20 protein-coding genes are annotated in these 25,038 nt (G+C 37.1%); 14 read left to right on the top strand and 6 right to left on the bottom strand.

What is annotated here, in order from left to right; translation table 11 throughout:
- Nucleotide 1 precedes the first annotated feature (1 nt).
- From CJ739_RS20325 to CJ739_RS20590, 5 genes are all read right to left on the bottom strand, one after another.
- A complete protein-coding gene (locus CJ739_RS20325) occupies nucleotides 2-280 on the bottom strand; it encodes a lipocalin-like domain-containing protein (protein ID WP_162880170.1) in 279 nt (92 codons plus the stop codon).
- 194 nt (nucleotides 281-474) lie between these two features.
- The gene (locus tag CJ739_RS08540; protein WP_117174334.1) at nucleotides 475-5,913 is read right to left on the bottom strand and encodes a hypothetical protein; all 5,439 of its coding nucleotides are present in this window, start codon (nucleotides 5,911-5,913) and stop codon (nucleotides 475-477) included.
- Between the two features lie 4 nt (nucleotides 5,914-5,917).
- A complete protein-coding gene (locus CJ739_RS08535) occupies nucleotides 5,918-6,373 on the bottom strand; it encodes a hypothetical protein (RefSeq protein WP_236951633.1) in 456 nt (151 codons plus the stop codon).
- A 329-nt stretch (nucleotides 6,374-6,702) separates the two neighbouring features.
- Nucleotides 6,703-7,236: an OmpH/Skp family outer membrane protein gene (locus CJ739_RS08530; protein ID WP_117174330.1), complete on the bottom strand. Its 534-nt coding sequence runs from the start codon at nucleotides 7,234-7,236 to the stop codon at nucleotides 6,703-6,705.
- A gap of 34 nt (nucleotides 7,237-7,270) precedes the next feature.
- Nucleotides 7,271-8,821, bottom strand: coding sequence for a tail fiber protein (locus CJ739_RS20590; RefSeq protein ID WP_117174327.1), 1,551 nt, complete (start codon nucleotides 8,819-8,821; stop codon nucleotides 7,271-7,273).
- A 467-nt stretch (nucleotides 8,822-9,288) separates the two neighbouring features.
- Between CJ739_RS20590 and CJ739_RS08520 the strand changes: the two genes are divergently transcribed.
- The 14 genes from CJ739_RS08520 (at nucleotide 9,289) to CJ739_RS08455 (ending at nucleotide 23,291) form a co-directional block, all read left to right on the top strand.
- Complete coding sequence (locus CJ739_RS08520; protein ID WP_117174325.1) at nucleotides 9,289-9,966, top strand: response regulator; 678 nt, start codon at nucleotides 9,289-9,291, stop codon at nucleotides 9,964-9,966.
- Nucleotides 9,967-10,146: 180 nt separating this feature from the next.
- Complete coding sequence (locus tag CJ739_RS08515; RefSeq protein WP_117174323.1) at nucleotides 10,147-10,566, top strand: general secretion pathway protein GspG; 420 nt, start codon at nucleotides 10,147-10,149, stop codon at nucleotides 10,564-10,566.
- Nucleotides 10,566-11,045, top strand: a complete 480-nt coding sequence (locus CJ739_RS08510) for a hypothetical protein (RefSeq protein WP_117174321.1) — start codon at nucleotides 10,566-10,568, stop codon at nucleotides 11,043-11,045. Before CJ739_RS08515 ends, CJ739_RS08510 begins: the two co-directional genes overlap by 1 nt.
- 18 nt (nucleotides 11,046-11,063) lie before the next feature.
- Complete coding sequence (locus tag CJ739_RS08505; protein ID WP_117178849.1) at nucleotides 11,064-12,473, top strand: GspE/PulE family protein; 1,410 nt, start codon at nucleotides 11,064-11,066, stop codon at nucleotides 12,471-12,473.
- Nucleotides 12,474-12,484: 11 nt separating this feature from the next.
- Nucleotides 12,485-13,672 (top strand): hypothetical protein, encoded by a 1,188-nt coding sequence (locus tag CJ739_RS08500; RefSeq protein WP_117174319.1) that lies wholly within the window; start codon nucleotides 12,485-12,487, stop codon nucleotides 13,670-13,672.
- 4 nt (nucleotides 13,673-13,676) lie between these two features.
- Nucleotides 13,677-14,870 carry an autotransporter outer membrane beta-barrel domain-containing protein gene (locus CJ739_RS08495; RefSeq protein ID WP_117174317.1) on the top strand — a complete coding sequence of 398 codons (1,194 nt, stop codon included), beginning with the start codon at nucleotides 13,677-13,679 and terminating at the stop codon, nucleotides 14,868-14,870.
- A gap of 6 nt (nucleotides 14,871-14,876) precedes the next feature.
- A complete protein-coding gene (locus CJ739_RS08490; RefSeq protein WP_162880169.1) occupies nucleotides 14,877-16,385 on the top strand; it encodes a bZIP transcription factor in 1,509 nt (502 codons plus the stop codon).
- Nucleotides 16,386-16,407: 22 nt separating this feature from the next.
- Nucleotides 16,408-18,600: a type II secretion system protein GspD gene (locus CJ739_RS08485; protein ID WP_117174313.1), complete on the top strand. Its 2,193-nt coding sequence runs from the start codon at nucleotides 16,408-16,410 to the stop codon at nucleotides 18,598-18,600.
- 3 nt (nucleotides 18,601-18,603) lie between these two features.
- Nucleotides 18,604-19,809, top strand: a complete 1,206-nt coding sequence (locus CJ739_RS08480) for a hypothetical protein (protein WP_117174311.1) — start codon at nucleotides 18,604-18,606, stop codon at nucleotides 19,807-19,809.
- Nucleotides 19,802-20,314 carry a hypothetical protein gene (locus CJ739_RS08475; protein WP_162880168.1) on the top strand — a complete coding sequence of 171 codons (513 nt, stop codon included), beginning with the start codon at nucleotides 19,802-19,804 and terminating at the stop codon, nucleotides 20,312-20,314. The genes CJ739_RS08480 and CJ739_RS08475 overlap by 8 nt, the downstream gene beginning before the upstream one ends.
- Nucleotides 20,315-20,521: 207 nt before the next feature.
- Nucleotides 20,522-21,379 carry a YicC/YloC family endoribonuclease gene (locus tag CJ739_RS08470; protein WP_117174309.1) on the top strand — a complete coding sequence of 286 codons (858 nt, stop codon included), beginning with the start codon at nucleotides 20,522-20,524 and terminating at the stop codon, nucleotides 21,377-21,379.
- 95 nt (nucleotides 21,380-21,474) lie between these two features.
- Entirely contained in the window at nucleotides 21,475-22,065 is a 591-nt protein-coding gene (gmk, locus tag CJ739_RS08465; RefSeq protein WP_117174307.1) for a guanylate kinase, read from the top strand.
- Between the two features lie 8 nt (nucleotides 22,066-22,073).
- Entirely contained in the window at nucleotides 22,074-22,652 is a 579-nt protein-coding gene (gene nadD / locus CJ739_RS08460) for a nicotinate (nicotinamide) nucleotide adenylyltransferase (RefSeq protein WP_117174305.1), read from the top strand.
- A 111-nt stretch (nucleotides 22,653-22,763) separates the two neighbouring features.
- Nucleotides 22,764-23,291 carry a hypothetical protein gene (locus CJ739_RS08455; protein ID WP_117174303.1) on the top strand — a complete coding sequence of 176 codons (528 nt, stop codon included), beginning with the start codon at nucleotides 22,764-22,766 and terminating at the stop codon, nucleotides 23,289-23,291.
- 12 nt (nucleotides 23,292-23,303) lie between these two features.
- Here the strand turns inward: CJ739_RS08455 and CJ739_RS08450 are convergent, their stop codons facing one another.
- Nucleotides 23,304-24,821, bottom strand: coding sequence for a polysaccharide lyase (locus tag CJ739_RS08450; RefSeq protein WP_117174301.1), 1,518 nt, complete (start codon nucleotides 24,819-24,821; stop codon nucleotides 23,304-23,306).
- Nucleotides 24,822-25,038: the final 217 nt, after the last annotated feature.

The raw sequence follows: 25,038 nt of genomic DNA, 5'->3' as shown, positions 1-25,038 counted from the left end.
GTTAATAAGATTTTATAAAATGCCACTCTGACATTAAAGGTTTTAAACTAGCTTCTACTTTTGGTTTTAAAACCAGTTCTGATGCAGAAACTGAGATAATTTTATATTCTCGTAAAACAGCTCCTGCGTCTGTGATAAGTATTCTATCACCATTGGTTTCCCATCTTCCTAAAAATTCTTTACCATTGACTAACTTTTGGCTATATCCACCATTATCATTAAAGGTAATTACCCGACCCTCGTAATTGCTCCGTACTTTCTCTTTCCTTTCTGTTCTCATTTTTTGGCAATGGGATTTAGCACTTGAATCCATATGTTCCATCGAGTTCTTATAGTCAAAAACCCTACTTCCTATTAACAATTCCTCTATATTATTACTTGATTCTTGCGACCATAAAGGATTGTGGAGTATTAGCACTAACAGGACAAAACTGATATTTCTAAAAAAATTTTTCATACTTAGTTTTTTTATAATTATGGTAAATAATTACAACAGTCTCCACAACCCTCGGTTGTCATACTTTGGTAGTGGTATTTGTTTTCGTTTATGAGCTTAAACCCTCCTGTATAAGAATTGATGGATGCATTGTTATAACTACCCGAAGTTCTAACCTGCGTAGGCACTTCAACATACGTTTTACATAACCTACCTGCAGCATCATAAACATATCTAGTTGCCATATTATTAGCATCTAGAATATAGAGAAGCTCATCGGTAACTTTATCGTAAACATAACTGTTCATAGACGTATATACAGGATGGAGCCTAAAATCATCAAAATAATAATTGCCGCCATTTGTATTGGTCACATAGAGACTAACGCTTGAACTAGCAATTAGGTCAACATAATAATTATATTGTTTCCAACTGCCTGCTTCAACAGATTCAGACATAGGAACACTAGTTCCATTAAGTTTTAAATTGGCTCCTGTTTGGCTAGCTGCCCCAGAACTATGATACATCCAAAAAGATACTTTGTATTTCCCTGGTCTAAAGTCTTTTGTATAATCAGTACTATTAGCACCTACATTACCTAAAATTTCAAAAACCTTATCGTTTGCCGCATTTGTTTTAACCGAATAATCACCGGTATGTGCAATTCCTGATTGCCTGAAATTAGCTCCCAAAACTTCTCCGTCAAAATTATTCCCAGACACCATATTTTCTGCTCCACTATAATACATCTCTGTATATCGCGCATTACCACTTGCTACTGTTTTACTAAAATTATCGGCCATCTTCGAAGAGGCAAAGTTCCCATTGATATCTTTAGTTTCAATAGGCGATGACCAATGTGTATATCGTGTAATCTCTGAAATATTTTGCCATTTGCTACTGGTTGGTGTCCCTGCACCCCAGTTGAAATAGTTATTATATTCACTTACACCTGTGTTATATGCTCCTGTTGTTGCATTTACTTCATCTTTCCAAAGATAGGTTTTATGCTTACGCCATACAGGCACTTCCCCTGCAGAACTTTCCATCCCAAATTCATCCCTATAAGTCCAATCCTTATTCCAAGTGGTTATGCTGGCACTCAATGTTCCATAAGCATTTGGTCCTGATAATTTAGAAATAGACATTGCCTCTTGTACTAACATATTCTTATTTGATGGGTTTGTTACTTTAGAGCCCATTAAAGGATATTTTTCGTAGGCTGGTATTTTTTCTACTATTTGTTTTGTACCATCGGACATCGTTGTTTCTGTTCTCCTAAAAGCTCCGGTTTCTGGATCGGCATTACTATATATTTCAGTATTTTTTCCAAATTGTGTAGTAGTTGTAACCCTTGATAAAACACTATTATAATCTCTTCTACTCGATAGTGAAAGTAATCGCTTTTGTAATACAGGGCTTTGGTTACTGCTATTTGCTTTAAAAATAGACTTCATGCTTTGGAAAGATTCTCGCACATATCCTCTATTGGAATAACTAGCTAAATCAACTCCACTCAAATAACTTTTCTCGGTTTTTTTCAATAAATGACCTTCATTATTAAATTCTTCAATAGATCTAAATTGACCAACCAAAGATGTATTTACATCTATGTTTATTTTCTTAGCATAAACTTTTTGATCATTATGTAATAATCCTTCACTGTGATTATTTGCATTTTCAACAGTGGCATTGAATATTTCTTTACCTTGGTCATCGTACATAGTAAGATTAGGATCAAAAATATCCTTTACTGGTTGCAGCGTATAAAATCGATATCTTGTTTCACCCAATGGAATTCCTTGATCTGATTCGGAAACCATTGTTACATATTCGTACATAACTCCTGCGCCAGGTAATTCTGATTGATATGGTACAAATTTTAATCCATTAACAGGAGCAAAAGACGTTATTCCAGATGATTTGTATGTACCAACATTCTTTTCTTTATAAGTACCTGGTTGATTATAATAATACTTGGTATGGTATTTATTGTTACTTTCATCTTCAAGAGTAATAGATTTTACCCTCAAACCACCTCCAGTTTGGTCATTAGGCACTTTACTTGCTAATAATTTATAATAAATTGAATGGTGGTAAAACCCTCCAGATTCTCCTGCAGGACAGTTATTTTTACCTTTTTTTGTATTACTAGGGCCATTAACATTGGAGCCTTGTGTATAAGAATACCAATCATTATCATTAAAAGGATTATGTTCTGGATCTGTATAAGTAAAATTTATTTGTGATGAAGATAATTTTAATACTACTTGAGTTGTTGAAACAGATTGCACTTCTAATTCTTTCGCATCTATTAAAAATTTATAATTATCAATATCATGAAAAGCACCATCTTCTCTGCCTCTAGCACAAAATGACAAATCAATAAAGGGATAATCTCCTATTTTGAAATAATCGGTAAAATCTTCAGTAAAATATTCTGGATCAATATTTGGCGTGTCATTTTCAATATCTATATAATAAAATCCTCCGGAAGTTCTAAATCGGAATTTTAAATTATCTACCCAATAGCGTCTAGCAAAGGCTTCGATATAATAATCATCCTCTTCATATTCAAAATTTATAGTAGAGCCTGTTGGAGTAGTTATTTTTTTTAGACTCCAATTATCTGGCCCATGAGAATTGGCAAATTGAGAATAATACTGATTAAATAAAGTTTTGTAATTACTATCTCCTGGCTCACTATTAAATGTAGTTTTCAAGTAATTTTTCAAGTAATACTGTTCATCAATAAAACCCCATTCATCCTTTGCCTTTTTCACTTCTTGATTATCATTTATATTATGACCCATTGGATAAACAAGACCACTAGTACCACTTCCTTTATAGTCAAATTTATAAGGGGGCATATATTTTGCTAAATTCCTACCTAAAAATTGAACACTTTTTAATGACAACTTCCCTTTATTTGTATTTGGTGGATTACTTGCAGAAGTGTTATTATAACATTGGTAAGAACTAGGTGAACCTGTAGCAAGTTCATAATCATACTTTAGCTGAATGGTTTTTATAGCTTTAGAATAATCAAAGTTTGCAAAATCCTTAATATCATACACATCTTCTTCTTGATGCAAATAAACTGTTGGTCTTGCATTTCTTTCAGCATAAAACCCCGCATCAGGATTAGTATTATATTGCAATTGATAACTATCATTTGCTATATAACCTGGTAAATTTTGGGAATTAAGCGTTTGATAACTATCGTCTTTTTGAACATTATCAAATTGAGAAGGGACAATAACTATTTTATCTAAAAGCAGCTGGTACTCTCTCTTATATGTAATACCATTTTCTCTTACCCATGGATCTGTACCACCACTACTAGTATTATCTGGAATTCTATCAAATCCTACATTATAACTGTAAATAAAAGAACTTTCATTATTAGTGCCATTTGTTGTGGCTCCAGTAGCATCGTATCTTATGTCTTTAACAAAATAGGCCGTATGGGTTTGCGTTACTATTTTATCTAAATAATAAAGATCTTTCCTTCCGTATTGATAATTACCAAAATCTTCAGTCCCTATTTTGCCTAATTCATTGGTGCTGTAATTAACCCCATTATAAGGTGAACGCCATGTATAAGCATTACTCCATTTACCATGGTCCAATCTCACCCAATATCCGTAATCGTTTGCGTCAGGAAAATTGTTACTATTTGTATCAACAAAATCAGGTCCTGTAATAGCTGTTAAAAGCCAATGTGTAGCAAAAGCTGTGTATTGCCTCTTTTCATTTACATAATTACCACTTGCGTTTTGCAAATTTGTACGTTCTACCCTTTCATAATTATAGACAGGAAGTGCAAAATGGTAGATTTTACCATCTGGCGCAGTAATTTTATAACCTCCTATTCCTGAATCTTTGTAATCGAGGTTTGTTCTACTAGTATGGGGTAAGCCTTCTGGCTCTAACAATCCAGTTGCTTGACCCGTTCTTATTTGATAATTAGTAAATACTTCAACATAATTGCCTGATTTTTTTCTATTATTATCTGCAACTTTTCCTGTTGGCAAATAATCTTTCATTGTTTTATTTTGATCTGTATTAAAAGAAAAACTACTAGTATAGTTTAATGGAGCTATCTGTGTTTTCTGTGTAAACTGACCATCAAAATAGAATACAAAATTATTACTCCCTCCAAGACTTTTAGTTGGCAAATAGTTTGTACTACCGCTGCTGTTATGATTATATATCCTCATTTTTTCATCAGTACCGGAGTTTGGATAGGATCCTTTATAACCAAGGCCAAATAATGTGGCATTTTCAAATACTTTAGGCTTCATACCACCAGCAATTCCTGTTGCATTTACCTCATACGAATCATAGCCTGCAAAAGAAAAGTTTAATTTCATATTCTCGTCCTGAGAATCTGCAATAAATTCTCCTTCACTCTGGGGCAATACCTGATCGTACATATCCGTATAAACATATCTATTTTGATAATCTCCAAACCTATGATTGGTAGGAATACCTTCATTATTTATATTTAAATCGTTACTAGCAGCTTGATTGGCATAAAGAATTCCATAACCTGTTTTACCATATCCTTTTTTTAATGTATAAGTTACTTTTTGTTTACCGAAACCTAATGAAAAAGGGCCTAACTGTATAGGAATATAAAAACCTTTACTACTAATATCAAAATCTCCAGAAGAATAGTTTCCGACAGAAATTCCGCCACTACCTGATTGACCTTTATCATATGCTTTACGATTACTATAACCTCCTGAAATAGAGAAAGAAGCCCCTGAATCTGAAAGACTAACACCTAAACTTCCCGTTAAATTTCCAGAACGTCCACCAACACCTAATCCAACTGTTGGTTTTCCACCATTAATATTTCCAGATATTGAAATACCTGCACCAACTCCTGAAGTTTCACTTCCTTTACTACCAAAACCAACACCAAAACCTACTGAATAACTTCCATCAGTACTAATACTTGCGCTAATCCCAGCGAAAGATCCAAAAACTGAACCAGATAAACTCTTATTAGAACCCCAAGACATACCTACACCCACCTCAGCAGCTTTACTTATACCTATACCTACATTAATACTATAAAATGTTTGAGAATCTTGGAAATAGATAAAGTCTAATGTTTTTGCAGAGCTCCAATCATCAGGTGTCGCACTGACCCCCCTAGCAATAGCTCCTGTATTTATATTCCACCCTAGACCAACCCAAGATGACTCCATATCTAAAGGGATACCCGAATGATATGACAATGTAACCGGGAAACCTCCAACGTCTATTAAAGGAAGTACATAAGCTGTGTCTCCTGTTGATAAATTCACCATGTCTGTAGCGTCTACAGGTTCAAAACCTGAAGCTTCTGGAGCATTTGGCCCATTATTATTAGCAAACAGATAATTAACAGGAATAATTGAGGTCAAAAAATTAAGTGTTAAAAACACCGCGATTACCTTATGTGAAAATTTGTTTTTTTTCATTTAGTTAATTTTTAAATGATATTGTTGGTTCGTTATTCAATTTATCCGTTGGTACTTTAAATTTCACCTCGCCCGTGTACAGTCCCAAATCCTGTATGGTAAAGTTTAAATAGTCCTCCTTTAAATGTTTTTCATCCCTGGGGTACACAAACATGATGGTGGTCGCCCTGCTCATGCCGTACATGCGGGGGTATATGAAGTCCGCCATTTCCAAGGTGTCCTTGCTTGGGGTATATACATGTACCTTTTGGCCCATTCCAAATGCCAGCTCGTTTACCATGGCCCCGAACTCGTTCCTGTTCTTTGGGGCGGTGCTCAACAGTTCCTGGTTGTTCTGGCTCATGCTTAAATTGAAATACATGTATTTGCTATATTTTTCCCTTAATTCTTTTATTTGTGCCGAGCTTGACGAAGCATCTCCCAGTTCCTGGTTTACCAAAGCGTCCGTGGGACGGTACATGAGGGTATAGTCCACCCCGTTTATGGTTTTGTGCTGGGTATAGCCGTTGGTCTCGTCCTTTATATAGTCCAACATAGCGGTCTCGTTGTTGAATGTTTTTTGGTTGCAGCTGGAAAACAGCACCACCATTATCAATAATGAGATGCCTCGTCGTTTCATGCTTCGCTCTGTCGGAATGACAAAGTGTTTCCTTTTTATTAATTTCAACTTGTATGCTCTAGTTTGTTTATTAATATTCCTCTTTCCTTGTTATTAAAACTGTTTTGATGTGCAATTGAGGCTTTCTAACTGATATTTATGGGATTCCCGCCTTCGCGGGAATGACAAAACTATTTTCCTTGAAATTCCGCATTAAGCCCTTTCAATACTTCTTGGGTCAGATCGGTCACTTCATCGGCGTACATGATATTACCGCCTCCGCTTGCCCCAAATATGATCTTGTACTTGTGCTTCTTACCGTATTCCTTTATGTAATCGTTGATATCGTTGATCACGGTCTGGGTGGATTTTTTGTCTTCTTCCTGGATCTGTTTTTGTATGGCCTGTTGGTAATTGTTAATCTGCTGTTGTTTGTTGCCCAACAATTGCTGTTTTAGCTCCAGTTCCTTTTTGCTCATAGTGGAGCGTTCCTTTTCATAGCTTTTGATCTCGTTTTGCCAATCGACCATTAAACTGTCCACATTGGCATTGAGGGTCTTTGCTTTTTCCTCAAACTGGGCCTTTACGATTTTTGTGCGTTGGTACCCGTCCAGCAATTTGTTGACATCCACATATACCAGTTCCGATGACGAGTTTAAATAGAAGAATGAAAGAATGCTTGCTGCTATGGCAATAAGGGACAATGGCAATGCTAGTTTGTTCATTTAAAAAAGTGTGTTTGTTTAAGGGTTTGTTTGTTTAGTTCTTTTGGTTGCCGTTCAATACCAGTTGCTCTAATCTTAAAAGACGATCCTTCAATTCTTGATTGACCTCATCCTGTTGTTTAATTAGAATTTCTTGCTTCTCTAATTGTTTTTCCTGCTCGATGGTGTACAATGTTAACTCTTCTATTTTTTGAAGTAATTTTGTGTTCATTTCTGCAACGTATAGACCATTAGTTTGCATTTCTTTTGCAGAAGGAATTTCCGGCAAATGTTTATGAGCTTTAATAAACTCTTCAACTTTTTTTAGGGTAGGTAAATTGTAATCGGTTTCGAAAACAAAATCGGCACCTGCTGTTGCTGTTACTTTGACTTCTTGAGCATGAATAAGTCCTTTTACGGTAAGTTTGGCGTCCGGTGTGGTAGTACCGATGCCAATATTTCCATTAAAAATGTCTGCAAACATGTAAGCAGTATTTAAAAATTCGGAATTGGTATATTCTAATTTAGAACCAGCTTTTTCTCTTAAAAAGTAAGTTCCTTCATCTTGATATACAATACCTCCTATGTCGTTGTATGTCCCAGAAGGTCGAACCCATTTAGCAATTGTTTGATTCCATTTTGCTGGCCCATAACTCCCTGTTAACCATTCATCTCTAATCCAACTATTTTCAGCAGATCCTAAAGTAACGCCTAATGTTGTCTTTCTAATTTGAGCACCATCAGTTACATGAAGTTTATAATCTGGTGATGTGGTGCCGATGCCTACGTCGCCATTAGTTTTTATAATCATTCTTTCACCATTGCCTGCATATAGGCTTAAATCCTTTCCAGTTTTTCCACCTACAATGGCTTTGGCGTTGGCTGTATCCCAACTTAAAATACCATAATCGGCTGCACTTCCCCATTCCATAACACCATCTCCTCTAAACTTTATTCTATTATTTAGTTGTAATGTTGTCACTCCAGATGTTCCTTGATCTGCGATATGTAATTTAGCGTTTGGAGTAGTTGTGCCAATACCTACTTTTTTATTACCATCAAAAACCATAATCTGATTAGATCCAATTACATTACCATAACCAATTTCTAGTTTATAACCGTTTGAATTACCAGCAATGTAATATTCTTCATTATAAGCATCAAAATGCAAGGTTTTATTATTGGATATACTAGCGCCACTTTGTAAATTTAATAGGCCTGTAAATCTTCCAGTTCCCGTAACATCAAGCTTATAAATGTTATTCGTGTTTCCTATGGAAAAGTTACCTGTATTAGAGTTATATCGCATCTTCTCAACACCATAACCATAAAACATAACATCGCTCCAAGTATCGTTTATATCCCCAAATGCAATACCGCCTCCGATTTCTTGTATAACTCCTCCTCCACTATTACCTTCTAGGCTTAATCCCCCAACCGTTACATTGCTAGCAAACCTACCTGTACCCAACACATCTAATTTATATGAGGGTGTTAGCGTCCCAATCCCCACATTTCCAGAAGCAGGAAATGTATTGGTGGTTTGCGCATTTAAAAAAAAGATTGATGACAAGAAAGTACAGAAAACAAAGATTGGCTTTTTCATTGGTTTGATAATTTAGCATTTATAGTAACGCGTTAAAAGTATTTATTTTTTATGAATAACAGGTAAGGATATTCCTTGAAATAATTAAGGATTTCCCTTTTTTTTTAAATCAAACAAATATGCTTTAAACAGTGGTATAATCTGTAGTATTCTGAAGAAATATACTATTATTCGAAAATAATATTCGCTTAAAAAATAAATCATAAACACCTAAAAATCAATATATTACAAAATAAAAAAAGAAATAATCAACGATACAAATAAAGAAATAAGGAAATACCTTAGAAATATTAAGGTTTTACCTTAACGGTGTTTTAAGTATTATTAATAAATTAGCCACAGCAATTTTATTTTTCTTACTTGTTTATTTCAGGCTAGTATGACATAAACTTATGACGTTAAGATTGAAGGCTTTTATTTAGTAAGATTCAAGTCAAGTAAAGTTTGAAATCAAAATATATTACATAATGACCACACCTATCAAAACTTTAATTATTGACGATCATGTTCCAATAGTTGAAGCGTTCGAAAGATCGCTTTCCCATTTAAATTCAAACAGCCATTTTGTTTTTGAAGTTGATTCGGCAACTGATTGTGATTCTGCAATTTTAAAAATTGAAGAATCCATAAAGGAAGATAAAAGCTATCACTTATTTTTTCTTGATATTAGCTTGCCTCCCTCAGAGGATCGTAAATTTCTTTGTGGTGAAGATGTAGGAAGGAGAATTCGTGAACTATATAAAAATGCAAAAATTATTGTTTTCACCCATCATAGTGATAGTTTTAGAATTAGCAATATTTTTAACAGTATCAATCCGGAAGGCTTTTTAATAAAAAGCGAAGCAGGTTTCAGCCATTTTATCGACGCCATTAAAAATGTATTAAATGATACACCTTACTACACTAAAACGGTATTGGAATTACTGAGAAATAATATGGTTTCAGACTTGGTATTAGATGAAAAAGACAGGATGCTACTTCATGAACTATCAAAAGGAACCAAAATGAAAGACTTACCCAGAATTATCAATTTGTCTATGGGTGGCATTGAACACAGAAAAAGAAACCTCATTGAAATTTTCAATATCAAAAAAAAAGATGATAAGTCCTTGATAGAACTCGCAAGGGAAAAAGGGTTTGTATAAATGTACAGGCTTTAACCCAATAAATTTAATTACATACTTTATTGGTTTTGAAGTCCGCGTAAGTATTAACCTTGTTTTTTCAAGCTTAACCATGATCTAAAATATGCCTTTTAATACTATCTTTAACCTATTTAATTGGCACTTATTTATTTTGTTAACCCGCCGTTATTTTAATAAACTATGGATTTAAAAAATATAAAGATTTCTAAAAAACTCCCGTCGTACAACCTTCAGGAAATATTGATCGTACTGGTCATCATTGGCATCCTATTATTATTGGCCCTGCCCAATCTGATGCCCTTGATCAGCAAAGCGAAGAGCATCGAGGCACAGACCCAGCTCAAGTACATCTACAATTCGCAAACGAGCTACAGGTATATGTACTCCAAATATTCCAGCGACCTGAACGAGATTGACTTTACCCCTCCCAAAACGGTTAAGGAAAACGGCACCAGCAATTATGTGTATGAAGTGGTAAGTGCCTCCAACAACAGCTTTAAGGTCAGGGCGACCGCCATTACCGATTTTGACGGCGATGGGGTCTTTAATGTGTGGGAGGTTGACGAGAACGGCAATCCAAAGCAAATTGTTAAGGACTGATGGTGATACTAAAAATCATATTGCTGCTCGCCTTTGGTCTCATTTTATATCAGGATATAAAAGAACGCCAGGTGTTCTGGTTTTTGTTTCCCTTGATTGCCCTTTGTGCCGGTATGCTGTTTTATTTCGGAACGGTGCCCGAACTTTTCTATATGGCTGTATTATTGAACGTTGGTTTTGTTATCCTATTGTTGTTGGCCGTGTTTTTATACGGCAGGTTGAAGCTAAAGACCGCGTTCGCCCGTGTTTTTGGCCTGGGGGATGTCCTCTTCTTTTTTGCCGTGTGCTGTTCTTTTTCCACCGTTTCCTTTATCGTGGTTTTTTGTAGCGCCCTGGTTTTTTCCTTGGTCCTGCACCTTTTATTGTCCAAAAACCAAAAATCCGAAACGGTCCCGCTTGCTGGTTATATGGGTCTGTTCTTTGGCCTGGTCTACCTTGGGTCCTGGTTTGGTTTGGTTCAATCTGTTTATCAAATATAATGTATGGACAAAACGGATATGAATAAAATAGATTATAACCTTCCAACGTCCTTGGTACAGCTCATCAGCAGTGAACAGGCCTATCATTACGGCATTGTGCCCGTTGATGCAAAAAATGGCAGTCTGACCTTTAGGTCGGACAGTCCGTCCCAAACGCTCAAACAGGAACTGCAGGTCGTTTTGGGAAAGCAAATCGAGCTGCTTCCCGAGTCCCCTGAAAATATCCAGCAGTACCTGGCGACCAATTTCAGGAAACAGACGGGCAACACCAAAGAGGCCCTGCACTATACGGCCGATTTTCTTGAAAGGCTCTTGCTGACGGCCAAGAACATTGGCAGCAGTGACATCCACTTTGAGCCTTACGAGCACCGCTGTCGGGTTCGCTACCGTTTGGATGGCAAGCTCAAGGAACAGTTTTCCATTGCCTTAAATGAATATCCGGTTATCGTTAATAAATTAAAGATCAAGGCGGGTCTGGACATCTCCGAAAAGCGTTTGCCACAGGATGGGCGTATTACCGTCAAAACGCACGCCGATGAGTTTGATATCCGTGTTTCCAGTTTACCGACCTTGCATGGTGAAAAAATGGTGCTGCGTATTTTAAGTAAGGATGCCGACCATATCCAACTGGATGACCTGGGCTTTACGGAAGCGGAATTAAAGACCTATACGGAGTCCATTAAAAAACCGAACGGGATTGTGCTCATTTCCGGCCCGACGGGCTCCGGGAAAACGACCACCTTGTACGCGACCCTGAAGTTATTGAACGATGACAAAACCAACATTGTTACCATTGAGGATCCTATCGAATATACTTTGGAAGGTGTTAACCAGGTCCAGTTGAAGGAGAATATCGGATTGGACTTTGCCAGCACCTTGCGTACTTTTTTGCGCCAGGACCCTGATGTGATCATGGTGGGTGAGATTCGTGATGTTAACACCGCCAATATGGCTATTCGTGCTGCCCTGACGGGGCACATGGTTCTGTCCACCGTCCATACCAATTCAGCATGGGCAACGGTCTCCAGGTTGATCGATATGGGGATTCCGGCTTTTTTGATTGCGAGTACCTTAAATGTTAGTGTGGCGCAGCGTTTGGTGAGGAAGCTCTGTAATGCCTGTAAAGAGGAAAAGCCTGTCGATAAAGATGTTTTTCCGCAGAATTTTGTCATCCCCCCTGCCCTAAAGTCCCATTTTGTTGCCGTGGGCTGCAACAGCTGCCACCACACGGGCTATCAGGGCCGCAAGGCCATTTATGAGATCATCCCCATTACAAAGACATTGATCGGCCATATCAAGCATAACGACCTGGAAATTGATGCTTATTTAAACGAACATGGCATAGCTACTTTAAAAACAAACGCCATTGACTTGGTATCTCAGGGGATTAGCTCTGTGGAAGAGGTGTATGCACTATTAATTGATTAACATTTTTTATTATGAAAAACACTATTTTACTTCTTTATCTATTTGGGTTTATTTTTAAAGTTCAATCTCAGAATGTTGATTTGAATAACAGTACAGATTATATTAGAATACAAAAAAATGGGGCATCAAGTTTCTCACGAGCATTTGGTATAAATGGAAGTAATCAACTATACATAGGAAGTGTTGAAGAAACAATTGGAAATATTTACTTTTTCAATAAAGGAACAGATTATTTAATGACTATTAAGCCTGATGGAAACGTAGGCATCGGCACCACTACACCAAATGCTAAGCTTGAAGTTACTGATGAAATAAGAGTTAGACTAGCAACAAACAATGTAGACAAAAATGTGGCCAGAATTTTACCCATTGGCTACAGCGGAATAACTGGGGCAATGAATTGGACCATAAGAGGCGCATATCAGTATTCGACTGGTATTAATACTAACTCAGTTGGCGGAGATTTAGATCTCATAAAATCCTTAGATAGAAATACAATTCTAGCTACCAAGAGCGATGGTACATCAATAGGAAACGTTGGCATAGGTACAACTAGCCCTACCTCCAAATTAGAAGTTAGCGCAAATAGTAGTACAGATGCTATAGCGCTTAGACTAACTAATACTGGATGGTCTTGTAACATGTCAACATCAATAGAATTCAAAACAGGAAATCAAAAGTCTGTACCAACGTCAAAAATTTCCTCAATCATGAATGGCTGTGGTAATGCTGGAGATAGGTTAGGTTTTTTTGTTCAAGACACTAGTACTAATAATCCTAACAACAACCCTTTAGTTGAAAAATTATCATTATTGCCTAATGGTAATTTGGGAGTAGGTACAACTTCCCCAGATGCCAAACTTGCAGTAAACGGCAATATACATACCAAAGAAGTCAAAGTAGATTTAATAGGCTGGAGCGATTTCGTTTTTGAAAGCAACTACAACTTACCAACCTTATATGAAGTAGAAACTCACATAAAAGAAAAAGGTCATTTAAAAGACATTCCCTCTGCTGAAGAAGTAGTTGAAAATGGTATTCTGCTAGGTCATATGAATGCCAAACTTCTTCAAAAAATAGAAGAACTAACACTTTATACCATTCAACAAGAAAAAGAACTTCAAAATCAAAGATTAATTAATAAAAATTTAGAAGCTCGATTACAAAAAATTGAGGATTTATTGAGCTCTAAAAAATAACATCATGAAAAAAATACTTTTTATTACCTGCCTTTGCTTATTTGTCACTTTATGTTTAAATGCACAAACAACACCTTTTGATAATTTAAATGCAAATCCATTAACCAATAAAGCTATAACATGGACATCTTCCAACTATGGTTCAGGTTTTGGGCATAGAATTATAAATTCTGACCCTGGAGGACAAACCTTATTAAACTTTCAAGGGAGACATGATTCTACAACTTGGTCAGATATTATGACGCTTACCTCTAATGGAAATGTGGGAATAGGAACGAGTAATACTAACTTTAAAGCACACATAGTATCTACAATAAGTGCCCAAGCACTTAAAGTTGAAAATATTAATGGTGGTTATGCTAATGTAGATGTATCCAGTAATAGATCATCTGGAAATATTGGCGGATTTAGATTCTTTACCAATGGAGATACTTATGCTACAACGGAATTAAATACCATAGTAAATGGTGATTTTTACATTGGTACTGGCACGGGTAGTAATGTTCCATCTACAAGATTAACTGTCACATCTTCAGGTAAAGTTGGTATTGGGACTTCTAATCCAAGTGCCAATTTTGAAGTCTATCAGTATGATGGTCTAGCACATACAAGAATATACACGAATCAGCATAATGGAATTGCTAAATTAGAGATTGCTGGGGGGGTCGCCGGTTTTGTTAATGGGGAATATGGTTATTCGGGTTGGTCCATTTACCATTCTTATAATCAAACAAATAAAGATTTATATTTTAGACACGGACAGACAGGAGAACCTAATGTGATCTTTACAGACAATGGCAATGTTGGCATTGGCACTTCTCCAGACTCAAAACTCACTGTAAAAGGCAACATTCACACCAACGAAGTCAAAGTAGATTTATTGAATGCCGTGGCTCCAGATTATGTGTTTTATAAGGACTATGATTTAAAATCGCTTAAAGCTGTTGAAGATTATATTGCAAACCATGGGCACTTACCCAACATCCCTTCTGCAAAAGACATGGAAACCGAGGGTATCATGCTTAAGGAAATGAACTTAAAATTGCTTGAGAAAATTGAAGAACTCACATTATATGCTATTGAGCAGGAAAAAGAAACAACTACTTTAAAAGAAGAACTTCAAAACCAAAAACTAATTAATGAAAATTTAGAAAATCGATTACAAAAAATTGAGTCTTTATTAAACTCTAAAAAATAATAACCCATGAAAAAACTTCCATTTATATTCTGTCTTTGCTTATTTGCCACTTTGTGTTTAAATGCACAAATAACCAATACATTTCCCGACTCTGGAAATGCGGGGATTGGCACTACAAATCCCACTAATAAACTAGTTGTTCAAGGAGATTCGTCACCAAATTTAGAACTCAAAAACTCTAATTATTCCAATGGTGGCTTTATATTAAACCGTACCAATTATGGACATCAATGGAAGTGGTGGGCAGAAAGTAATGTAATGTATTTTGATTTCTCGACCGATGAGACAAATTATTCCAATAAGTTCACAATAAAATCTAACGGGAATGTTGGCATATCTAATGCTAACCCTCAAGATAAATTGCAAATTTCCAATACTTTTGTTTTTCACGATGGGGGTCATAAAATTCTTAGCCTTTTATATTCTCCTGGTGCAGTTGATCTCGATGATACTAAATATGCCTCGGAAATCCGTTATGACCCAACTTCTGGGAGTTTACATTTAGGTACATCTTCCACGGTTACCAATGCCCCTACCGCAAGATTTTCTATCACTAAGGACGGTAATGTTGGCATTGGGACTACTGCACCTAATGCTGGTCTGGAAATCTTTAAAAGCAACACAAATAACCATGCTTTAATATTAAATTCCTCTGGTTTAGGTTGGGGCTCTGGTATGCTATTTAAGAATACGTCAGGACTAACTTATGGTATTTACTCTGGTGCTGACAATAAATGGCATTTTACTAATGAAGGTGTAGGAGACAGATTGGTAATTGATAATGCTGGATACATAGGCATTGGCACTTCTACCCCTTCATCTAAATTACAGGTTGAAGGAAGAACTTCTGTAGGAAAATCAGGAATATTAAATTTAGATTGGACGAATGAAGCCAATTGGGGAGGAAGTGCTAATAAATGGTCTGGATATATAGGTTTTAATGCATATAGAAATAATGACGAGATTAAGGACAGCTATTATGGAAATAATCAATATACTAGCAAGGGGGTGTTTGAAGGATCAAATTATGGGTTTAGATGGCTTTTTAGAAAGGTTGTGAATAATGACTCGCAAAGTCAACATCAATTGTCTGAATATATGAGGCTAGACAATGATGGCAACTTAGGTATAGGCACCACACCAGATGCCAAACTCACCGTAAAAGGCAACATCCACACCAATGAGGTGAAAGTCGATTTATTGGGTGCTGTGGCTCCAGATTATGTGTTTTATAAAGACTATGATTTAAAATCACTTAAAGCAGTTGAAGATTATATAGCAAGCAATGGGCATTTGCCCAATATCCCTTCGGCAAAAGACATGGAAACCGAGGGCATCATGCTTAAAGAAATGAACTTGAAATTGCTGGAGAAAATAGAGGAGTTGACACTTTACACCATCAATCAAGAAAAACGCATTGAAACTTTAGAAAAAGAAAACACCACACTAAAAACCCAAGAAGAACGGATTGCACAATTAGAAGAAAAAATAAAATTACTTCTAAACAAAAAATAACCATATTTAGTACCTAAACTACATGAAGAAACTGCACTATATATTACTCCTATTCGTTTTTCAATTTGGCATTGCCCAGAATAACGATGCCCGTATCCAATCCATCAAAAACCAATTGGAGGTCTTGGCCATGGACAATGTGGGACTGACCGAACAGGTAAAGACCGAGATTAGCGTAAGCAACATCACCTTGTCCAATTTCCTGTTGGCGGTTTCCAATGTGCACAAGGTCAATATGAACCTGGCTCCCGAGCTTGACCAGATTAGTATCGTCAACAATTTTTCCAATGTAACGGTGGCTGACCTGTTGGTGTTCTTGTGTAAGGAATATGGTCTGGCCATTGATTTTACAGGCAATATCCTCTCCATAAAAAAATATGCACCACCTATAGAGCTTCCTAAAGAGCGTATCATTCCAATTTCTTATGCACCGGATGGCAATACGATTAGCATTGATGCCAAAAATGATAAATTATATGATGTCTTTAAAGGTATCATTGATGAATCTGGTAAAAATTTGGTGTTTGCGCCCGGTATGGAAAGCAAATTGATTACTTCCTATATACAGGACGTGCCCTTTGATGCGGCCATGGACAAACTGGCCTTGGCAAACCAGATGTTTGTTGAAAAGACCAAGGACCATTTTTATGTGTTTGAGGACAGTACGCCTTCTACAGACTCCCATGGAAAACAGCTATCGGGCAGAAAAAAATCTAATTTAAACTTCAAGGTTTTGGATGTGGACAGAAAACTATTGGAAGTTGATTTTGTCAACACGCCTATCGCCGACATTATTAATGATATTGGTACTGAACTGGACATAGACATATTCACCGCAACACCGCTACAAAGCGCAGGAAATGCCACTTTTAAAACCAAATCCATTTACTTTGATGACTTGCTTGAAAAGTTGTTCGAATCACAATCTACCTCGGGAACATCCGTTCCATTAGATGTAAATGCAAACCAAAACAGAAACAACCAGAATCAAAACATCAGCAGTTCCAGTCCTTCTTCTGCTCAGTTATTCACCTTTAAAAAAGAAGGCACTACTTATTTTTTTGGTACCGAAAATCAATTAAGTGTTCGCAAAGTGGAAATCATTCCCTTAATATCCCGAACGGTAGAAATGTTTGCAGATCCTTCTGGTGGTGGAGGCACCAATAGATCGGTTGGAAGAAATTATGGCAATCAAAATAGCTATGGCAACAGTGGTTACAATAACAATTACACCAATCAGTTTGACACCAATGTGGGAACGAACAGGAACAATAGGGAATCCATTAGCTCAAATAACCAATCCAGTTTCAATAATTCCGTATCTAAAGGGGAAGCTCTATTGAGTATTCTTCCTGATCAAATTAAACAGGATCTGGATATTAAAGTGGACTATGAGCTCAACAGTTTTTATGTCCTTGGGGCCAGTGAAAAAATAGAGCGTTTTAAGGCATTCATTAAAAAGATCGATAAACCAGTACCCGTTATCCTTATTGAGGTCATGCTCATTGAGGTCAACAGGAACTCCACCATAGAAACCGGTGTCAGTTGGGGGATTGGTGACGAGCCGGCTGAGACCAAAGGGGGTATTTATCCGCAGACGGATTTAACATTAGGGGCCAGAACCATCAATAGGGTACTGAACGGTTTTGATGGTTTTGGACATATTAATCTGGGGAAAGTGGTGCCCAACTTTTTTGCGACCATCAAGGCCATGGAATCCAATGGCAATATCAAAATACGTTCCACGCCCAAATTGTCCACGCTCAATGGGCATCGCGCTACTTTTTCCAATGGACAGACGTCTTACTATGCGGTAACGCAGCGTAATATTTATGGGACCGATAACCCGCAGACGTCCGAGATCACGAATTACGAACCCATTGATGCCGAACTGGGGCTGACCATCAAGCCTATGGTTTCGGGCGACGGCCAGGTGACCCTGGATATTTTTGTGGTGCAGTCCAGTTTTGGATTGCGTATTGCCGAAGATGCACCACCAGATTTAAACTCCCGGGAGTTCAGTTCGATCATCCGGGTTCAGGACCAGGACATTGTGGTCTTGGGCGGTCTGGAGGAACAGGTCAAGAACGACTCTGGTACGGGGGTGCCTTTTTTGGCACGTATTCCTGTTATTAAGTGGTTGTTCAGTACCCGCAAGCGCGAGGATTCCAAATCGAGGTTAACGGTGCTCATCAAACCGACGGTTATTTATTGATCTATGTTGGAACGGTTTAAAACATATCTGGAATATGGGAACCGCTTTTGCGGGGTGGAGCATGGCTCCCACAATGGGCAGGAGGCCTTTTATGCTACGGTTTTAAAGAAAGACAGAAAGAGCGTTTCGGTCGTGGACTTTTTTGACAGTGCCGATTTTGAAGGTATGGTCTCAAAGCTTAACAAAAAACAGCCTGTTTTTTTGGTGGTCAATAATGATAGTGTATTGACCAAGCACATTGAGAGCAGTCAAACGGAGGCTTCAAAGTTAATGCACAATGCGTTTCCCAACATCAATCCCGAAGACTTTTTTTATGAGATTGTTTCCCAAGGCTCCAGCCATCTCCTGTCCATTTGCAGGAAGGCCTATGTTGAGGGGCTGGTGCTTGATTATAAGGGGCATGGCTTTTCCGTCATCGGTATTTCGCTGGGAAACGGCCTGGTGACCGGTATCGCTCCCTTTTTGGACAGTACGTCCATTATGACCTCAAATGCTTGTTTGACCATGAACATGGGGGCTGTAGCGTCCATTGAGAAAAAAAATATCGAAGACACCGTTACTTATGATGTCAATGGTTTACGGGCAAATAACTTTCAGTTGCTTTCGATGGCAGCGGCATTGGATATTGTTTTGGAACGTTTTAGACCCTTATCCAATTTCGGAATCTTAAAGCTGTCCCTTAAAAATGATTACAAACAGGCCCGGTTTTTTGCCGTTTTCGTAAGGTTTGGGTTGCTCTTTATTTTATGTGGGCTGCTCATCAATTTTTTTGTTTTCAACCATTATTTTGAGACTGTCAATGCCCTGCAGCAGACTTCACAAATAAACCAAACGACCAAATCGAGCCTTTTGGAGCTTAGCGAGCGTGTCAATAAATCGCAAAAAATGGTGGACGATATGCTCAAGGGCAGCGCTTCCAAAAGTTCTTTTTATGTGGATGCCATTGTCCGGGGGCTGCCTAGTTCCATACTGCTAACGGAGCTGGATTACCAGCCGCTGCTTAAACGTATTAAAAGTGGGCAGTCGGTTGTGATTGACAATAATACCCTGTTGGTGTCCGGGGAGTCAAACGACAGCGCTTCCTTTTCAGAATGGATTGCGGACATGGAAGACATTGACTGGATACAGAAAGTTGAGATCATAAATTACGGGGATGCGTCTTCATCGGTTGCTTCCTTTTCTTTAAAACTTATGATGGTCCATGACTAAAAAAAACAAAAATATAGTGTTGGTGGCCGGTTTTATATTGGCCTTGTTCCTTTGTTACCATATGGCGGTTTCTAAAACACTTGTTCTTAAAAAGGAACACGACCACTTAAAGAGTGAGGCTATTTTGTTCGAGAACACGCCCAAGCAGGTCTCGCTCTTAAAACAAAAGCAGCTTTATTATGATGGTCTGCTTTCCAAGTACCAGCTTAATGGGAGCTCGGTCCAAAACAGCCTTTTAAGGACCATCAACGCATTTGCCGATAGTACGGGCCTTAAGGTCGTTGGCTTTTTGGAACCCCATACCGTGCTTCAAAATGACCTAAAGGTAAGTACCTACCAGTTTACCTTGGAGGGGGATTTTAATGCTATTTTAAGGCTCATACATAAACTGGAACGGGACACTGGGTTTGGGGAAATCATAAATCTCCATTTTGAAAAGAAAACCAATTTTAGGACTGGGAAGGCTTATCTGCAGGCCCAGGTGCTGTTGAAGAGTTTTGGGTGATTATAAACGAACACCCTTGGGCAGTGTCTCAAGGAATTCTATAGATTAGAATAAATTACTGGTTTGTCGCAATTGCTTTTATAAAGAAATTCCAGTTTTTTGCTTCTCTTTTATCTGCCTCAAACCAACGAATTCCATTTAACGCCCTTTTAAGTGTTTTCTATCCCTTAGGTTTTAATTACATTTGCATAACTTAATACACACGTTATGATATATTCAATGACAGGTTACGGAAAATCTGTTTTGCAATTACCCACCAAAAAAGTAACTATCGAGTTAAAATCCCTTAATAGCAAAAGCTTGGATTTAAATGCCAGAATGCCTTCTATTTACAAAGAAAAAGAATTGGCGATCAGAAAATTACTTGCAGATAATTTAGAACGTGGCAAAATAGATTTTTCTATTTATATGGAGGCGACTGCCGAAGATACGTCTACACAAATTAATACACCAGTTGTAAAACAATATATAGAACAATTACGGCAAGTGGTTGATGGCGATGCCATTGAATTGCTTAAAATGGCGGTTCGGTTTCCGGATGCTTTAAATACCGTGCGCGAAGAAATTGACGAAAACGAATGGCAAATCATCGCTGTTGAAATTAACAAAGCCATAGAAGATTTAAACAACCACCGTTTAGATGAAGGCAAAGTATTAGAACAAGAATTTAACAAACGTGTTACCATTATTGATAACTTATTGGATCAAGTTATAGCTATGGACCCCGAGCGTATTGTAGGCGTTAGAGAACGTTTATTAAAAGGTGTTGAGGAATTAAAAGACAAATACGACGAAAACCGCTTTGAACAAGAGTTGGTATATTACATTGAGAAATTTGATATTACCGAAGAAAAAGTGCGTTTAAAAAACCATCTGAATTATTTTATTGAGTGTATTAATTCTAAAGATTCCAACGGAAAAAAACTAGGATTTATTAGTCAGGAAATGGGACGTGAAATCAACACCATTGGTTCAAAAAGTAATTATGCACCCATGCAACAATTGGTGGTGCAAATGAAAGACGAATTGGAGAAAATTAAGGAACAATTATTAAATGTACTGTAAACAGCTGTAAGCTATAGGCTTTAAACTGTAAGCATAGTTAGCCTAAAGCATACAGCCTAAAGCGTACAGCATATTAGCAACAAACATAAAACTTCGTGACAAAACAAACCACCACAAACAAAGGAAAACTTATTGTGTTTTCGGCGCCATCGGGTTCTGGAAAAACAACTATAGTTAGGCATTTATTAGGTATAGAGGATTTAAACCTAGAATTCTCTATTTCGGCAACTTCTAGAGAAAAGCGGGGCTCCGAAGTAGATGGAAAAGACTATTACTACCTATCATTAAAAGAGTTTAAAAACAAAATAAAAAACGATGAATTCCTGGAGTGGGAAGAAGTCTATCGCGATAATTTTTACGGTACATTAAAAACCGAAGTTGAACGTATTTGGGCTATGGGCAAAAATGTTATTTTTGATATAGATGTATCGGGTGGTTTACGTATAAAAAGAAAATTTCCAGAGGAAACATTAGCAATTTTTGTAAAACCCCCAAGCATTGACGAATTAAAAATAAGACTTAAAAAACGAAAAACCGAAACCGAAGACAAAATAAACATGCGTGTTGCCAAAGCTTCGGCAGAACTAGCCACCGCGCCTTTATTTGACGTTATTGTGGTAAACGACGATTTGGAAAAAGCACTCGTTCAAGCTGAAAAATTGGTAAGTAATTTTGTAAATTCTTAAACCTTCACATGAACATTGGATTGTATTTTGGCTCTTTCAACCCCATACACATTGGGCATTTGGTTATTGCCAATCACATCGCTGAATACAGTAATTTAGACGAAGTTTGGTTTGTAGTAACGCCGCATAATCCTTTTAAAAAGAAAAACTCTTTGCTAGATAATTTTCAGCGGTTGGAAATGGTGTACCGTGCCACCAAAGACTACATCAAACTTAAACCTTGCGATATAGAATTTAACCTGCCTCAACCTAATTACACTATCAACACACTTATTTATTTACAGGAAAAATATCCTAATTACGCGTTTTCCTTAATTATGGGCGAAGACAATTTAAAGAGTTTTCATAAGTGGAAAAACTACGAAGTTATTTTAGAAAACCACGATATTTACGTGTACCCAAGAGTTTCAAAAGATAAGATAGAAACTCAATTTGATGGACATAAAAAAATTCATCATATCGACGCACCCATTATGGAACTCTCTTCAACCTCTATACGCAATGCCATAAAAACAGGTAAAAACGTAAAACCCATGCTACCAGAACACGTTTGGGAGTATTTGGATGAAATGAATTTTTATAAGTAAGTTGTTTATTTGTGAGAAAATTTATTAATTTCGTTTAGCGTTCGATGTAAAACATCAAAGCGAATTTATATCATTATAGTTTTAAGTATTTTTTATAAATAAAATCATTATATGAAAATTCGAATAATAATATTCTCTTTTGTTTATTTTTTTATATTAAAAGTCAATGCACAAAATGTAGCCAAAGTAGAAAATAATTTGATTGGTCAATGGCAATTTATTAAAATGGTTGATACTAATAACAAAAAATTAAAACCATTTGTTAGTTCAACAAATTATAGTCCAAAATTCAGAAAGATATTTCCTGATATTGTTTTCAGTAAAAAAGGAAAAATAATAATTGATCCAGATCATAAGACCCCACTCAAAGCTAATTGGAATTGGATTTCTGATTCTGAAATTGAAATTATTGAAACATTAGACAAGGATTCGGACAGATTTAAATTTCCTGATGATTCTATGAAAATTAAAAGAGAGAGAGAATTAGATGGAAAAGGAAATTATATATTACGGGATACATTTCAAATTGAATGGATAAAAAAAACAAAAATTAAAATATATAGAGGCGAACCTTTTTTTAGAATTTATAAAAAAAACCGCCCAAAGAACAAATCTTCAAACGGTTTCCAAACTAAATAAAACTAACTTTAACTAACTAATGCTATCTATGTTGTTACCAAGATTACGGTAATTAATTTTTTCGGTTGGGTTCGTTCCATTAAGAAATTCTTCAACATTTGTATAGCCATCACCATCGGAATCAATTGCGCTATCTGTGTTGTTTTTGGGATCTAAGGAATGTTTAATTTCCCATGCATCCGGCATTCCATCGCCATCACTGTCAACGGGCACTTTAGCTGGATCGTAAGTCAATACAGGGTATCCACCTACTTCCGAAATATCTTTAAGTATTCCCGTTTCGGTAGTCGGTTTTCCTGAACGAACCATGTCCGTAACACGTGTATCTACCGCATCGCGCTTTGGTAATGTAGCACCTACTTTTGCCAGCACAGATTCGAAAGCAAGCTCCGCCGTTTCATGTGGCGAAACAGGCCAGCCCACAAACGGCGTGTTTACACGAGCCAATTTTTCAGGTCCTTTAATACCTGACCAATTATTATTGGTAAGCTCTTCATTGCCATACATAACATTACCAGCTACATACCATTTTCCGGGTCTATTTTGTGCCTTGGGATACCAATCACCTTCTGCCCAAGCACTTCCTGGCGAATACATACTTCTTTGCTCAACACGGGCAAAAACAGCTTTCATATTGTCGTTGGTTGCAGGACCTGATTTGTAGTAGTTGTTAATAACATTAATCATGGAAGTTTCGTCGCCACCATCCATCGTTCTATGACGCCAATTAAAAATAACATTGTTTCGGAAATCAAAAGGTCCAGACATACCTATAGATGGATTTCTAGCGGTATTACAGGCAAAAAGGTTGTGATGGAATGTCGATGGGTTTCCTCCCCAAGTGCCTCCAAAAGCATGACCACGCGCATCAAGAGCTTCACTGGAAATTGTCCACTGAATTGTAATGTTTTCAGCCGGATCTTTAATTTGAGTACTGCCGTCAAGTGAAGGTCTCATGCGGCGGTAAAGAGATATATTTTCATCCATTCCCCAACTTGTTGAACAGTGATCAATAATAATATGATGGTTTGGGTTACCTCCAATGTTATCATCGCCTTGTCCTCCCACAGGAACACCACGACGCACACGAACATGGCGAAGAATGACATTGTGGGTGTTGATATTAAATGTTCCTGCTATGCATATACCATCTCCAGGGGCAGATTGACCCGCAATAGTAATATCTGGATGATTAATATTAAGATCATTTTTAACTTCAATGGTGCCAGCAACGCGGAATACAACAATACGCGGGCCTTCAGTTTCAACTGCAGCACGTAAGCTGCCCTCACCGCTATCGTTAAGATTTGTTACGGCAATAACTTTACCACCGCGTCCACCTGTGGTGAACATTCCAGCACCCCACGCACCTGGAAATGCGGGAATGACCCCTTCAGGTAATCTTGGAGGGTGTGGAGGTATTTGTCCAGGTTCAGGCTGACTGCTATCTTGTGCATTGGAATTCAATACGACTATAAGAAACGTAAAAAGCAACAGACTTGCTCTGGTTATTTGATGGATTTTTATCATAGGTGTTTAATTTAATTACTTATACAGTTTTTAAGAGATCCTTAAAAGGACGTGGCTAATATGGTTGTTTTAAGAATAATTAACTGCTATTTTTGAACGGCGACCAATTTTATGAAACTTTTGTGCATGATAATATACAAGCCAAATCAAAAAAAAGAAACCGCCTAAAGAATAAATCTTTAAACGGCTTCTAAACTAAATAACCAACCAAACTTAT

Source organism: Mariniflexile sp. TRM1-10, from assembly GCF_003425985.1.
Classification (GTDB): Bacteria; Bacteroidota; Bacteroidia; order Flavobacteriales; family Flavobacteriaceae; genus Mariniflexile.
The sequence above is the reverse complement of the archived record's forward strand: the minus strand, read 5'-3'. Positions and strand labels throughout refer to the sequence as shown.